Here is a 13,350-nt window from a genome sequence, read left to right on the forward strand (position 1 = left end):
AAATAAAAAAAAATGAAGAAGATTCTTATATTAATTGTGTTATTTTTTACTCAAATGGCAATGGCTCAAATTGATGTAAAACTATCAATCACAAACCTTAAGAAAATGAAAGGAAATTTGGCTATAGAGTTTTATAGAAATGTAGAAAATTATACAAAAGGTCAAAATGCATTCAAAAAATTGTACGTTCCAGTTGCTGATATAGACAGGTATGAAACGGTTTTTAAAGATATTGAGCCAACATTTTATGCGGTAAAAGTGTATTTGGATACGAACAATAATAAACAGCTTGATAAAAGTTTTTTGGGTGTGCGTAAAGAACCGTATGGTTTTTCTAAGAATTTAGATCCTATTTTGCGTGAGCCAACTTTTGAGGAAGCCAAAGTGGAAATGACTGAAGAAAATAATACAATTGTAATCAAATTAAACAATAACAAAGGCGAAGAATAATCTTCGTCTTTTTTTTGTTAAAATTTAATTGAAAAACCTAAATTCAATCCTAATAAAGAAGGATTTTTAGCATCTACATTTTTCAATGGATTTAGCATATATCTATAATTTGGTTCCAAATTTATACTTGATTTATTTGATAAATTATATTCTAACTTAACCCCTGCGTTAGCGCTATAACTCGAATTATTTAAGTTATTTGCTTCGCCTAATTTATAATTTGATCTTGTATTAGCATCAGCCAATGAAATAGAATTTTTCGTTACAGCATAATAACTTCCTCCCGCTATTGCTAGAATATTGAATTTATCAAAACTTGCCAATTTATATTCAACTTCTAATGGAACTTCGATATAATGAACTTTTTGTTCCATAGTATTGGTTTCAGAAGACAACATGGTCATTGTCGTATGTGATGTATTATCATCTACAACTCTAATATTCGAATGATATGTGATATTGTTCGGTGATTTTGGCATGTTTGCAGAAAGTGCATAAACACCTGTATTGATTCCCGAATTTATATTGGTTGTATTTTGTTCCAACTCAACTTTTGAAATTCCCGAACGGACATTTATCTTATCATTTATACGGACAGAAATCTTTGCACCGTAAGTGACAGTCAAATTGTTTTTGATAGTATGATCGTTAAATTCATCCGCTAAAATAGATTTAGAATCTAACATTTTTGTAGGATTGATGTACGAAGAGATCGTCAGAAGTGGAGATTTCTGTTTGATTTCTACTTTCTCTTTTTTCTTCTTTTTTTCTTCTTGAAGAACTAATTCTAATGGTTTTTCCTCTAAAATGTTAAGTTTAACTTCTTTCTCAGAAACTTCATTTTTTGGAGTATTTATAGAATTATTTTGAACAAAATTATCTTTTTGAGTTGAACTTGTTTTACCTAATTCTTGTGTTTTATCTTCTTTTTGATTTGGAATTATATTCGAAAATAAAGATGATTCTCCAATTATATTTTCAAAATATGAACTTGAACTTTGAATTATCTTTTGATTTGATTCAGTCGATTTTTTTACAGAAGAAACAATCTTATTATCAAAAGACTTTTCATTTGTATGTTCAATATTATTCCAATCTTTTTTGGTGGATTCTTTAGATGTCGATTTCGTTTTTACAACTTCATTAGTCGGAGTATGATTAACGTTAACCGCATCATTTTGATTAAAATAATAAATAGAAATTCCCGCAACTAAACACGCTGCTGTAGAACCAATCCAATAAAATAAAGGAATGATGCGTTTTTTCTTTTCTTTCTCGTCTAATTTCTCTTGAATATTTTTCCAAGCATCCAAAGGAGGAAGTTGTGGTTGCGAGAGTTTATCTTTAATATGTTGATCAAATTTGTTCATCTTCTGTGACAGTTTTTAATTGATTGAGTTTTTGTTTTAATAAATTTCGTGCTCTTGATAAGTTTGATTTTGAAGTTCCAACCGAAATGGTCAGCATTTCTGCAATTTCTTGGTGCGAATATTCTTCAAAAACGTAGAGGTTAAAAACTTGCCTATATTGTGGTGGAAGATTATGAACGGCTTCTAACAACTGTTGATAATCAAAATCTTCTTCAACTTCGTCGTCATCTTCCTGTGTTATAATGAGATTTTCGAAATCTTCAAAAGGTAAATTATTCTTCTTTTTTAGTTTTTCTAAATTAAGATTTACCATTATCCGTTTCATCCAACCTTCAAAAGATCCTTCGAACTTGAATTGATTTATTTTATTGAAGATATGAATAAAACCCTCTTGAAAAATATCTTGCGCATCTTCGTGATTTTCGGCATAACGAAGACAGATCGAGAACAAAACAGACGAAAACTCAATATAAATTTCTTCTTGAGCTTTTCTATTTTGTTCTTGACATTGCTTGATTAAAATTTCAAGAGAGTCACTATTCAAAACTTATTGGACTTTATTTTTCTTTAATGTCTAAAACGATAGAATCGTTATAAGTATCTTTATTTTCTGAGTTTTTACCTGTCCAAAATTTTAATGTGTATTTACCAGCTTTTTTAGGTGTAAATTTTAAAATTTTAGATTCGATACTTGTCGAAGGTAAACAAGATTGTCCACTTCCTTGAGAACCTAAAACTCCAATATATTGAATTGAGTCATCTTGTTTTCCACCTAATAAACTAAATTGAATAAATTCTTGACAAGAATTTGTTTTAGAATAATTAACTCTAACATTTGTTGTTTGGTTCATAGGCATAATAGAGTCTGGATTAACAGTAACTCCTTCCGTTGTAAAGTAACCATAGTTTACAAAATCTGCATCATCATTATTTAAACAACTAAATGTTGATAAACCTAAAATACCTACCAAAGCAAACATGCTTAATCTTTTCATTAATTTCATTGTATGAGTTTTAATCGTTATAAAAATAAGATATAGATTTTAGAAAAGGTTGCGTGAAAGAATAAGAAATTAACATATAGAATAAGAAATCCCCTTGAAAATCAAGAGGATTACCTTTGTTAGAATAGGTGTAAACTTTAATTAAGTCAATCCTGAAACATTTTAATAATTAGATCTGAATGACATCTATAGCTTACAAGATAAAAAAAACAATAAAAGGTTGCGTCAAACTTTTACTTTTTTTTAAATTATTTTTTTAAGTCCTCAATAATTAGTGAAGCGGTTCTTTCTGAAGCACCAATTCCACCAAGTTTATGATACAATTTTTCATAGCTTTTCATGATTTTTTCTCGTTTAGGAGAATTTAAAATTAAATCTAATTCTCGTTTGATATTTTCGTAAGTTAAATCATATTGAATCAACTCTTTCACCACTTCTTCATCCATAATCAAGTTCACCAACGAAATAAAACGAATGTTTTTTACAACACGTTTTCCGATTTCGTACGAAATTGCATTTCCTTTGTAGCAAACAACTTCTGGAACTTTCAGTAAAGCAGTTTCTAAAGTTGCTGTTCCTGATGTAACCAAAGCTGCATGAGAAACGCGCAATAAATCGTAGGTTTTATTCTCTACAATTTTCAAATCGTTTCCTGCAATTTTTTTATAATTTTCGATTGGTTGAGATGGAGCACCCGCTACAACAAATTGATAATCGGGAAAATCTTTTTCCACTGAAAGCATCAAAGGTAATTTGACTTTAATTTCTTGTGTTCGACTTCCAGGAAGTAAAGCAATAATTGGTCTTTCGTCTAAATTATTGTCTTTTCTAAATTGTTGTTCATCAATTGGCGGAAGATTATTCAACGAGTCTAATAATGGATTTCCAACAAAATCTACTTTGTAATTGTAACGTTGATAAAATTCTTCTTCGAACGGAAGAATCACAAACATTTTGTCGACAACTTTTTTGATTTTATGAACTCGACCAGTTTTCCAAGCCCAAATTTGTGGCGAAATATAATAATAAACTTTAATTCCAAGACTTTTTACAAATTCAGCAATTCTGAGATTAAAACCAGGATAATCAACTAAAATAACTGCATCTGGCTGATAAGTTTCGATGTCTTTTTTAGCAACCGAAATATTTCCTAAAATCGTTCTTAAATTCATTACAACTTCAGCAAAACCCATAAACGCCAAATCTCTGTAATGTTTGACTAAAGTTCCGCCTTGCATTTGCATCAAATCTCCTCCCCAAAATCTGAATTCAGCTTGTGGATCTTTTAATTTTAATTTTTTCATTAAGTTCGATGCGTGCAAATCGCCCGAAGCTTCACCTGCAATGATATAGTATTTCAATGGAAATCATTTTTCTTCTTACAAAGATAGGAGAAATCTATAAGTGGAGTAGATTTCAATGTTTTTTATTGCGTAAATTTACTCTTTCAAACAAAGAAAAATGTCAGACGAAATTATAAATAAAGTTGCCAATAGTAGTTTAGTAACAATTGATTTACAGGATTATTACCCTGATGGAGATCGTGTTGTTTTTGACTTGAAAGATTGGTTATATGAAGAATTGATTCTTAGAGAAAAGGATTTTAGAGAAAATCTGAAAAATCATGATTGGACACAATATCAAGATAAATATGTAGCGTTAACGTGTACTGCGGATGCGATTGTTCCGTCTTGGGCTTATTTGTTGGTCGCAACCTATTTGTCGCCAATTGCGAAACGAATTGTACATGGAAGTTTACAAGATTTGGATACGATTTTGTACACAGAAATTGTAGATCATTTGCCTTATGAAGATTATGTTGATGGAAAAATAATTGTGAAAGGTTGCTCTCACAAACCTGTACCAGAATCAGCTTATATTCAGTTGATTGAACGTTTACAACCAATTGTAAGTTCGTTAATGTTTGGTGAAGCGTGTAGCACTGTTCCGCTTTATAAAAAGAAGAAATAAAAAAATCCGCTCAACGAGCGGATTTTTTTACACATGAATAAAATCGTAATATACTTATTGATTAGTTCTGAAAACTAATTTATTATCTCCAGGTTTTTCTTCGAAATAATCGATTAAAACCGCATCATTATCATTTATTGTTCCTTTTAAAATTTCTTTTGAAAGTTCATTTAATACATCTTGTTGAATAACTCGTTTCAATGGTCGTGCTCCGAATTGTGGATCGTAGCCTTTTCTTGCTAAATAATCGACAGCTTCTGGCGTAATATCTAATGTAATATCACGTTGTGCTAATTTCTTAGCAACTCCGCTTAAATAGATATTCACGATTCCAGAAATTTGATTTTCACTCAATGGACGGAACAAAATAATTTCATCAATACGATTCAAAAATTCTGGTCTAAAGTTTTGTTTCAATTCCTCAAAAACGACATCTTTTGTTTCATCATAAACTTGCGCCACATTATTTTCGTCAATATTCGAGAATTTATCCAAAATCGTATGAGAACCAAAATTCGATGTCATAATGATAATCGTATTTTTAAAGTTAACCACACGACCTTTGTTGTCTGTCAAACGTCCGTCATCCAAAACTTGTAACAAAATATTGAAAACATCTGGATGCGCTTTCTCAATTTCGTCCAACAAAATAACTGAATAAGGACGACGACGAACTGCTTCTGTTAACTGACCACCTTCGTCGTAACCAACGTAACCCGGAGGTGCCCCAACCAAGCGAGAAACTGCATGTCGCTCCTGATATTCGGACATGTCGATACGAGTCATTGCATTTTCATCATCGAATAAAAATTCAGCCAAAGCTTTTGCTAACTCAGTTTTCCCAACACCAGTCGAACCTAAGAATAAGAACGAACCAATTGGTTTTCCTTCGTCACTAAGACCTGCGCGAGAACGACGAATTGCATCAGAAACAGCCGTAATTGCTTCTTCTTGTCCAAGTACACGTTTGTGTAATTCGCTTTCTAAATTCAATAATTTTTCGCGGTCAGATTGCATCATTTTCTGAGCTGGAACTCCAGTCCATTTTGATACAACTTCTGCAATATCATCTGCATCAACAAACTCTTTTACTAGTTTGTTTTGTTTATTCTGTTCAAGATTATGTTCAGCTTCTTCTAAATTATTTTTTGCATTTACTAAATCTTCAAACTCTAATTTTGAGGCTTTTGCATAATCATAATCACGTTTTGCACGCTCAATTTCGAATTTGATATTTTCGATAGATTTTCTTAAATCTTGAACTTCATCGGCACGATTTCTTTCCGCTTCCCATTTTGAATTCAATTGATTTCTTTCGTCTTGAAGATTAGATAATTCTTCTTTCAAAAGATTCAATTTTTTCTCATCATTTTCACGTTTTATCGCTTCAATTTCTATTTCCAACTGAATAATTCTACGATCTAATTTATCTAAATCTTCTGGTTTAGAATTCATTTCCATTCTCAACTTAGAAGCCGCTTCGTCCATCAAATCGATGGCCTTATCTGGTAAAAAACGATCTGTAATATAACGTGTTGATAATTTTACAGCCGCAATAATTGCTTCGTCTTTGATTCCAATTTTATGGTGTTGCTCATATTTATCTTTGATTCCACGCAGAATAGAAATTGCAGATTCTTCATCTGGCTCTTCAACCATTACTTTCTGGAAACGACGCTCTAAAGCTTTATCTTTTTCAAAATATTTTTGATATTCATTCAAAGTTGTAGCACCAATCGAACGTAATTCGCCACGAGCCAAAGCAGGTTTTAGGATGTTTGCTGCATCCATTGCGCCTTCTCCGCCACCGCCAGCACCAACAAGCGTGTGAATCTCATCGATGAATAAAATAATTTCTCCATTCGAAGCAGTTACCTCTTTTACAACGGCTTTCAAACGCTCTTCGAACTCACCTTTGTATTTTGCACCCGCAACCAAAGCTCCCATATCCAATGAAAAAATTTGTTTATTCAAAAGATTTTCAGGAACATCTCCATTGATGATACGATGAGCTAAACCTTCTGCTATAGCAGTTTTACCAACACCTGGTTCACCAATAAGGATTGGGTTATTTTTTGTACGACGAGATAGAATTTGTAAAACACGACGAATTTCTTCGTCACGTCCAATTACAGGATCTAATTTTCCTTCTTTTGCTAAATCTGTTAAATTTTTAGCGTATTTATTTAATGAATTATATGTTCCTTCTGCGTTTTCAGAAGTTACTCTTTCTCCGTTTCTCAATTCTGTTACTAATTTTTTTGTGTTGTCGAATGTAACACCTCTATTTTTTAATAACTGACTTACAGGTGATACATTCTTGATTATACCTAATAATAAATGCTCTAATGTGATAAAATCATCGTTCATCTCTTTTGCAATTTCTTGTGCAGATTGCAAAATTTGGTTAGATGAATTGGAAAGATGATTTCCTTGTTGACCTTCAATTTTTGGATATTTATTGATTTCTAAATCCAGCTCTGGTTTCAACATATCCATTTTTACACCTTGTTTTTCTAAGATTAATGATAATACGTTTTCATCAACATCTATCATTCCGCCTAAAATATGAGCTGGTTCTATTGCTTGATTTTTTTTAGCAACTGCAATTTGCTGCGCTGCTTGAATCGCCTCACGACCCTTTATTGTAAATTGATTAAAATCCATTGGTTTTTAGTTTTTTATATTGGTTTTGTTTGTTGTACTTCATCAAAAAAAATTCCAAAGTAGAAATAAAACCTAAAAACTGACTTTTTGACTATATTGAATAAAAAAAGGAGACATTTTGACAACATCTCCTCTCGTTTAAAAATTTTTATAGTATTTAAAATAAACCTTCTACTGATAAATAGCGTTCGCCAGTATCGTAGTTGACAGTTAATATTTTTGCTTCTTTGTCTACTTCATTCAATGTTTTTGCAACTGCAGCCAGCGAAGCTCCTGTCGAAATTCCAACAAATAAACCTTCTACTTTAGCCACTTTTTTTGCAAATTCATATGCTTCTTCTTTTGTAATTTGAATAGAAGAATCAACAATTAAAGTATCTAAATTAGTTGGAATAAAGCCTGCTCCAATTCCTTGAATCGCGTGTGGACCAGGATTTCCTCCTGAAATGACAGGAGAATCGGTTGGTTCTACAGCGATAACTTTTGTTGAAGAATTAATTTCTTTCAATGCTTTTCCAATTCCAGAAAGATGTCCACCTGTTCCAACTCCTGTGATTAAATAATCTACTCCTTGTGGAAAATCAGAAAGAATTTCTTTTGCAGTTGTATTATAATGAACTGTCGGATTCGAATTATTCTCAAATTGTTGCGGAACCCAAGCGCCTTCTATTGTTTCGGCTAATTCTTGTGCTTTTGCAATAGCGCCTTTCATTCCTAATTCTTTTGGCGTTAAAACAAATTCAGCACCATAAGCTTCCATAATTTTTCGACGCTCAATTGACATTGATTCTGGCATTGTGATAATCATTTTGTAACCTTTTACAGCTGCAACAAATGATAAGCCAATTCCTGTATTACCCGAAGTAGGTTCTATAATTGTTCCTCCAGGTTTTAAAATTCCAGCTTTTTCCGCATCTTCAATCATTGCTAAAGCAATACGATCTTTAATTGATCCACCTGGATTTTGTTTTTCTACTTTAATATAAACATTATGGTTGGGAAATAATTTATTTAGTTTAATAATTGGTGTATTTCCTATAGTTTCTAATACGTTATTGTAAATCATTGTTGTAAGGTTTTAGATGATATAATTGATATGTTGTTCTTTTTTTTGTTTTTTTATTTGCGGTTGATTCTCTTGATAGACAACAGAATCTTCTTCTATACTTTCTGTAATCCAAACATTTCCACCGATTATAGAATTTTCTCCAATTACAGTTGTTCCTCCCAAAATAGTGGCTCCAGCATAAATCGTGACATTGTTTTCTATTGTTGGATGACGTTTTTTATCAGCCAAATTTTTCGAAACATAAAACGCTCCTAATGTTACGCCTTGGTAAATTTTTACATGATCACCAATCAATGTTGTTTCTCCAATCACAATTCCTGTACCATGATCGATATAAAAATTTTTTCCAATTGTAGCACCAGGATGAATATCAATTCCAGTTTTAGAATGTGCATATTCAGAAAAAAAACGGGGAAGAATTGGCGTATTTAATTTATAGAGAATATGTGCTAAACGGTGAATTGCAATCGCAAAAAAACCTGGATAAGCTAAAATGATTTCAATTTCTGATTTAGATGCAGGATCATTTGCATAAAAAACAAAAATCAGTTCTTCTAATTCTTGTCTAAGTTGTTTGAATTGTTCAAAAAAGTATAAACTAATTTGATTCGACTTCTCCTCAGGAACAATTTTTAACAAGATAGAATTGAATTGATTGAGTAAATCTTCTTTCTTATACAAAGGATTTGGTTGTTGAAAAATCTCATCATAAATAATGGATTCTATCAACGGTTCTACTTCTTGTTTTCTAAATGGTAAACTGTATTTCGTAAGCTGATACATTCTTAAATCTATAAACTCTATAAAAATAGTAGGCGAATGTATTCATTTTTTTATTCTTGAAGAAGAAATTGTCGAAAAAATGACAAAACCCATAAAAATGCTTTCTCTTTTATTATTGCTATGTAAGCATAATAATACACTGTTTTGACTTTTATGAATAAAATCTATTTTTATTTATTTAAAATTATTTATCAAATTAAATAACTGGTAATCAATATTATAAAAGGGTTTATGTGTTTAAAAAAGATTATTTTTATAAAAAATAAAGCATAGTGTTTTATTTACACTAAAAAATAGTTATTTTAGTGAAATAAATTTTAAAGGATAAAAATATGAAAAAATCAATTTTATTCGGATTATTCTTTATGTTGACATCTTTAATGTATGCGCAATCACCAATTGGAACTTGGAAAACAATTGATGATGAGACAAAACAGGCGAAGTCTTACGTAGAGATTTTCGAGAAAGATGGAAAACTTTATGGTAAAGTCACTAAGATTTTAACAAAAGGAAAAGAAGATGCAAAATGTACAGATTGTTCAGGCGCATTAAAAAATAAACCAATTTTAGGAATGCAAATTCTTTCTGGTCTTAAAAAAGATGGAAAAGAATGGAATGGTGGAAAAATTATTGATCCTAATAGTGGAAAGGAATACAAAGCAAAAATGTCTCTTAACGGAAATGATAAATTAGACGTAAGAGGTTTTATCGGGATTTCTCTTGTAGGAAGAACGCAAACTTGGCAACGAGTTAAATAAAAATCAAAACAAAAACGAAAAGGTTACTCTGAGTAATCAAACCCACAAAATTTTACTCTATAATGACTATTTCTAAAAGAATAGTCATTATTTTTTTTGCTTAAATTTGTAACTTCAAAACTTTAGTTTTTGATTATTTCTAAAATAAATTAATGAGTTCATATAAAAACAGAGCGTTTGCTTATATAAAACCTTACAAATCTTCATTTGTTGCAGCAATTTTTTTTAATTTAATGTATGCATTATTTAATATTGTTGCATTAGCATTCATGATGCCTATATTGAGTGTGCTTTTCGGAGAAGATAAAAAACACATTACAGTCAAACCGATTTATTCAGGTCATTTAGTTGATTTGAAACAATTTTTTTCTGATTATTCGGGCTATTATATGAATCAATTGTCGCAAACCGAAGGTCCAGTTTATGTATTAGCAATTTCGTGTGTTGTATTTATTATTGCATTTTTGTTTCGTAATATTTTCAGTTTTCTTTCAGAAACTTGTTTGGTCGATTTACGTTCTGGGGTTACACGCGATTTGCGAGTGGATATTCATAATAAAATTATCGATTTACCAGTTGCTTATTTTACAGAAAAACGAAAAGGCGATATGATAAATCGTATGTCAAGTGATGTAAATGAAGTTGAATCGAATATCTTAAATTCTTTTGTAGAACTTGTGCGTTCACCAATTATGATTATTGTTTTTGTGATATTCTTATTTACTGTAAGTTATCAATTAACGATTTTTGCTATTTTGGTTTTCCCGATTATGGGAACAATTATTTCGTTGATTGGAAAAAGTCTCAAAAAAGCTGCTACTCATGCGCAAGACGAATTATCTAATATTATTACTTATGTAGACGAAACACTTTCTTCTCTTAAGATTATCAAAATTTTTAATGCTGAAGATCAAGTAAAAGGTCGTTTTGATGAATCGATTAATCGTTATCGAAAATATCTTCAAAAAGTAATGAAAAAACGTGCTTTAGCTTCACCAACAAGTGAATTTTTAGGTGCTGTTACAATTGGATTAATTGTTTTTTTTGGAGGTAAGTTATCGTTAGAAGGAAATGGTTTAACAGGTTCACAATTCATCTTTTATATCGCAACATTTTATACATTATTAGATCCGATTAAACGCTTTTCGAAAGCATTATCAGATGTACAAAAAGGAGAAGTTTCTGCAAAGAGAATTTTTGAAGTTTTGGATGCTGACGTTTCGATAAAAGATGTTCCAGATGCTAAAGGAATTGATGCGTTTGAAGATAAAATTGAGTTTAGAAATGTGACATTTGCTTATGGAAAACATAATGTAATTGAGAATTTTAATTTAACAATTAACAAAGGAGAAACGGTTGCTTTAGTTGGGCAGTCTGGTTCTGGAAAATCAACTTTGGCTAATTTAATTACTCGTTTTTGGGATGTAAAATCTGGTCAAATTTTGATTGATGGAATTGATATCAAACATATAAAATTACATGATTATCGCTTGTTATTTGGTTTGGTTACGCAAGATTCGATTCTGTTTAATGATACAATTTTTAATAATATTTCATTAGGTGATAAATCTCCAAATTTAGAAAAAGTAGAACATGCAGCACAAATTGCAAATGCGGAAGAGTTTATTGTAAAAATGCCAGAAAAGTATCAAGAGTCAGTAGGTGAGGGAGGAAGTAAACTTTCTGGTGGACAAAAACAACGTTTAAGTATTGCACGTGCGGTTTATAAAAATCCACCGATTATGGTTTTGGATGAAGCAACTTCTGCTTTGGATACTAAATCTGAAAAATTGGTGCAAATTGCGTTAAATAATATGATGCAAAATCGTACTTCTTTAGTTATTGCGCACCGTTTATCAACCATTCAGAATGCAGATAAAATTGTGGTAATGGAAGCAGGAAGAATTATTGAAGAAGGAAATCATCATTCGCTTATCGAGAAAAAAGGAGTTTATGCTAATTTGGTAAACATGCAAAATTTTGAATAAAACTTAACTTTATAAACTAAAAAAATCCGCTTATTAAGCGGATTTTTTAGTTTATATTTTAAATCTATTTAATTTCAAAACCAAGTTGTTTCCAATCTTCCCAAAATGTTGGATATGATTTTTCTACGACCATTTCATTCTCAATTCGAATTGAGTAAATTTGAGCCAAAGGCGCCATACACATTGCCATTCTATGGTCATTGTAAGTCGCTAAAGTCGGCGTTTCTTCAAAATTATGATAACCTTCTATCGTTAAAGAATCGTTTGTAATTGTAATAATTGCTCCAAATTTTTCCAACTCATTTTTAAGTGCAACCAAACGATCGGTTTCTTTAATTTTTAGTGTTTCCAAACCAGTTAAATGACATTTTGCTTTCAATCCCACACAAGTTGCAGCAATCGTCTGTGCAATATCTGGAGTATTGATTAAATTTAATTCGATGATTGATTTTGGTATGAAATTATCTTCATTTTTCAATGTTAAAACTCCATTTTCAAAAGTTGAAATTACACCAAAATTTTCTGCATAAATATGTTGCAAAGCTGAATCTCCTTGTAAAGAATCTTCGAAATAAGTTGAGATTTTAATTTCAGAATTCTGCGATAAAGCAATCAAACTATAATAATATGAAGCTGAACTCCAATCAGATTCTACTTGTAAAGTTTTAGCTTTGATGTTTTCAGTAAAAGGAATTTTGATTGTATTTCCTTCGAAAATTGCATTAATTCCAACTTTATTCAATAATTGAATTGTCATTTGAATATAAGGAATAGAAATAATTTTTCCATCCAAATTAATCGTTAATCCATTTTCTAATTTCGTTCCAATCAAACATAAAGCAGAGATATATTGAGAACTAATGTTAGAAGGGATTGTAATAGAATCTTTCGTTATTTTTTTTCCAACAATCGATAAAGGTGGATAACCTTCGTTTTCTTGATACGAAATTTCTGCACCCAGCTCATTCAAGGCATCAACCAAAACTTTTATTGGACGTTGTTTCATTCTTTCAGAACCTGTCAACGTTATTTTTCGTCCATCTTGAATAGAAAAATAAGCCGTTAAAAATCGCATGGCAGTTCCCGCGTGGTGAATATCAACTAAATCACTTTTGTTCGCTAACGCTTTTTGCATTAATTGAGAATCTTCTGAATTTGAAACATTTTCTAATGTCAAAACATTCTCAAATAATTGACTTAATAACAACAAACGATTGCTTTCGCTTTTAGAACCTGTGATGGCTAATTGATTGTTTATCGGAGATTTTAGAGCAGAAATTTCAATCATAT

Annotated in this window: 12 protein-coding genes; 4 read left to right on the forward strand and 8 right to left on the reverse strand. The window is 30.9% G+C overall.

What is annotated here, in order from left to right; all coding sequences use genetic code 11:
- Positions 1 to 12: 12 nt before the first annotated feature.
- Positions 13 to 450: a DUF2141 domain-containing protein gene (locus tag ACTS9J_RS01965; RefSeq protein ID WP_291077894.1), complete on the forward strand. Its 438-nt coding sequence runs from the start codon at positions 13 to 15 to the stop codon at positions 448 to 450.
- Between the two features lie 17 nt (positions 451 to 467).
- Here the strand turns inward: ACTS9J_RS01965 and ACTS9J_RS01970 are convergent, their stop codons facing one another.
- The 4 genes from ACTS9J_RS01970 to lpxB all read right to left on the reverse strand — a co-directional run bounded on the left by ACTS9J_RS01970 (position 468) and on the right by lpxB (position 4,185).
- Positions 468 to 1,820 (reverse strand): hypothetical protein, encoded by a 1,353-nt coding sequence (locus ACTS9J_RS01970; protein ID WP_448352776.1) that lies wholly within the window; start codon positions 1,818 to 1,820, stop codon positions 468 to 470.
- The gene (locus ACTS9J_RS01975) at positions 1,807 to 2,364 is read right to left on the reverse strand and encodes an RNA polymerase sigma factor (RefSeq protein WP_221855732.1); all 558 of its coding nucleotides are present in this window, start codon (positions 2,362 to 2,364) and stop codon (positions 1,807 to 1,809) included. The genes ACTS9J_RS01970 and ACTS9J_RS01975 overlap by 14 nt, the downstream gene beginning before the upstream one ends.
- Positions 2,365 to 2,377: 13 nt before the next feature.
- Complete coding sequence (locus tag ACTS9J_RS01980) at positions 2,378 to 2,824, reverse strand: hypothetical protein (protein WP_416402711.1); 447 nt, start codon at positions 2,822 to 2,824, stop codon at positions 2,378 to 2,380.
- A gap of 248 nt (positions 2,825 to 3,072) precedes the next feature.
- A complete protein-coding gene (gene lpxB, locus ACTS9J_RS01985) occupies positions 3,073 to 4,185 on the reverse strand; it encodes a lipid-A-disaccharide synthase (protein ID WP_448352777.1) in 1,113 nt (370 codons plus the stop codon).
- A gap of 100 nt (positions 4,186 to 4,285) precedes the next feature.
- On the opposite strand from lpxB, the gene ACTS9J_RS01990 reads away from it, so the two are divergent.
- A complete protein-coding gene (locus ACTS9J_RS01990; protein WP_221855726.1) occupies positions 4,286 to 4,795 on the forward strand; it encodes a DUF2480 family protein in 510 nt (169 codons plus the stop codon).
- 54 nt (positions 4,796 to 4,849) lie between these two features.
- Here ACTS9J_RS01990 and clpB read toward each other — a convergent pair whose 3' ends face one another.
- The 3 genes from clpB to epsC form a co-directional block, all read right to left on the reverse strand.
- The gene (gene clpB, locus ACTS9J_RS01995) at positions 4,850 to 7,462 is read right to left on the reverse strand and encodes an ATP-dependent chaperone ClpB (RefSeq protein ID WP_291048033.1); all 2,613 of its coding nucleotides are present in this window, start codon (positions 7,460 to 7,462) and stop codon (positions 4,850 to 4,852) included.
- A gap of 157 nt (positions 7,463 to 7,619) precedes the next feature.
- Positions 7,620 to 8,528: a cysteine synthase A gene (gene cysK / locus ACTS9J_RS02000; protein WP_416410062.1), complete on the reverse strand. Its 909-nt coding sequence runs from the start codon at positions 8,526 to 8,528 to the stop codon at positions 7,620 to 7,622.
- Between the two features lie 12 nt (positions 8,529 to 8,540).
- Positions 8,541 to 9,314 (reverse strand): serine O-acetyltransferase EpsC, encoded by a 774-nt coding sequence (epsC, locus tag ACTS9J_RS02005; RefSeq protein ID WP_291061237.1) that lies wholly within the window; start codon positions 9,312 to 9,314, stop codon positions 8,541 to 8,543.
- 332 nt (positions 9,315 to 9,646) lie between these two features.
- On the opposite strand from epsC, the gene ACTS9J_RS02010 reads away from it, so the two are divergent.
- Both ACTS9J_RS02010 and ACTS9J_RS02015 read left to right on the forward strand, forming a co-directional pair.
- Positions 9,647 to 10,072 (forward strand): DUF2147 domain-containing protein, encoded by a 426-nt coding sequence (locus ACTS9J_RS02010; protein ID WP_038333244.1) that lies wholly within the window; start codon positions 9,647 to 9,649, stop codon positions 10,070 to 10,072.
- Between the two features lie 152 nt (positions 10,073 to 10,224).
- A complete protein-coding gene (locus tag ACTS9J_RS02015) occupies positions 10,225 to 12,060 on the forward strand; it encodes an ABC transporter ATP-binding protein (protein ID WP_448352778.1) in 1,836 nt (611 codons plus the stop codon).
- Between the two features lie 64 nt (positions 12,061 to 12,124).
- Here ACTS9J_RS02015 and ACTS9J_RS02020 read toward each other — a convergent pair whose 3' ends face one another.
- Positions 12,125 to 13,348, reverse strand: a complete 1,224-nt coding sequence (locus ACTS9J_RS02020) for a 3-phosphoshikimate 1-carboxyvinyltransferase (RefSeq protein WP_448352779.1) — start codon at positions 13,346 to 13,348, stop codon at positions 12,125 to 12,127.
- Positions 13,349 to 13,350 lie beyond the last annotated feature (2 nt).

This window comes from Empedobacter sp. ULE_I140, from assembly GCF_053482575.1.

Coding starts and splice junctions, on each gene's coding strand:
- ACTS9J_RS01990 (WP_221855726.1), top strand. CDS start 4,286: ATGTCAGACGAAATTATAAATAAAGTTGCCAATAGTAGTTTAGTAACA.
- clpB (WP_291048033.1), bottom strand. CDS start 7,462: ATGGATTTTAATCAATTTACAATAAAGGGTCGTGAGGCGATTCAAGCA.
- ACTS9J_RS02015 (WP_448352778.1), top strand. CDS start 10,225: ATGAGTTCATATAAAAACAGAGCGTTTGCTTATATAAAACCTTACAAA.
- ACTS9J_RS01980 (WP_416402711.1), bottom strand. CDS start 2,824: ATGAAATTAATGAAAAGATTAAGCATGTTTGCTTTGGTAGGTATTTTA.
- epsC (WP_291061237.1), bottom strand. CDS start 9,314: ATGTATCAGCTTACGAAATACAGTTTACCATTTAGAAAACAAGAAGTA.
- ACTS9J_RS02020 (WP_448352779.1), bottom strand. CDS start 13,348: ATGATTGAAATTTCTGCTCTAAAATCTCCGATAAACAATCAATTAGCC.
- cysK (WP_416410062.1), bottom strand. CDS start 8,528: ATGATTTACAATAACGTATTAGAAACTATAGGAAATACACCAATTATT.
- ACTS9J_RS01965 (WP_291077894.1), top strand. CDS start 13: ATGAAGAAGATTCTTATATTAATTGTGTTATTTTTTACTCAAATGGCA.
- ACTS9J_RS01970 (WP_448352776.1), bottom strand. CDS start 1,820: ATGAACAAATTTGATCAACATATTAAAGATAAACTCTCGCAACCACAA.
- ACTS9J_RS02010 (WP_038333244.1), top strand. CDS start 9,647: ATGAAAAAATCAATTTTATTCGGATTATTCTTTATGTTGACATCTTTA.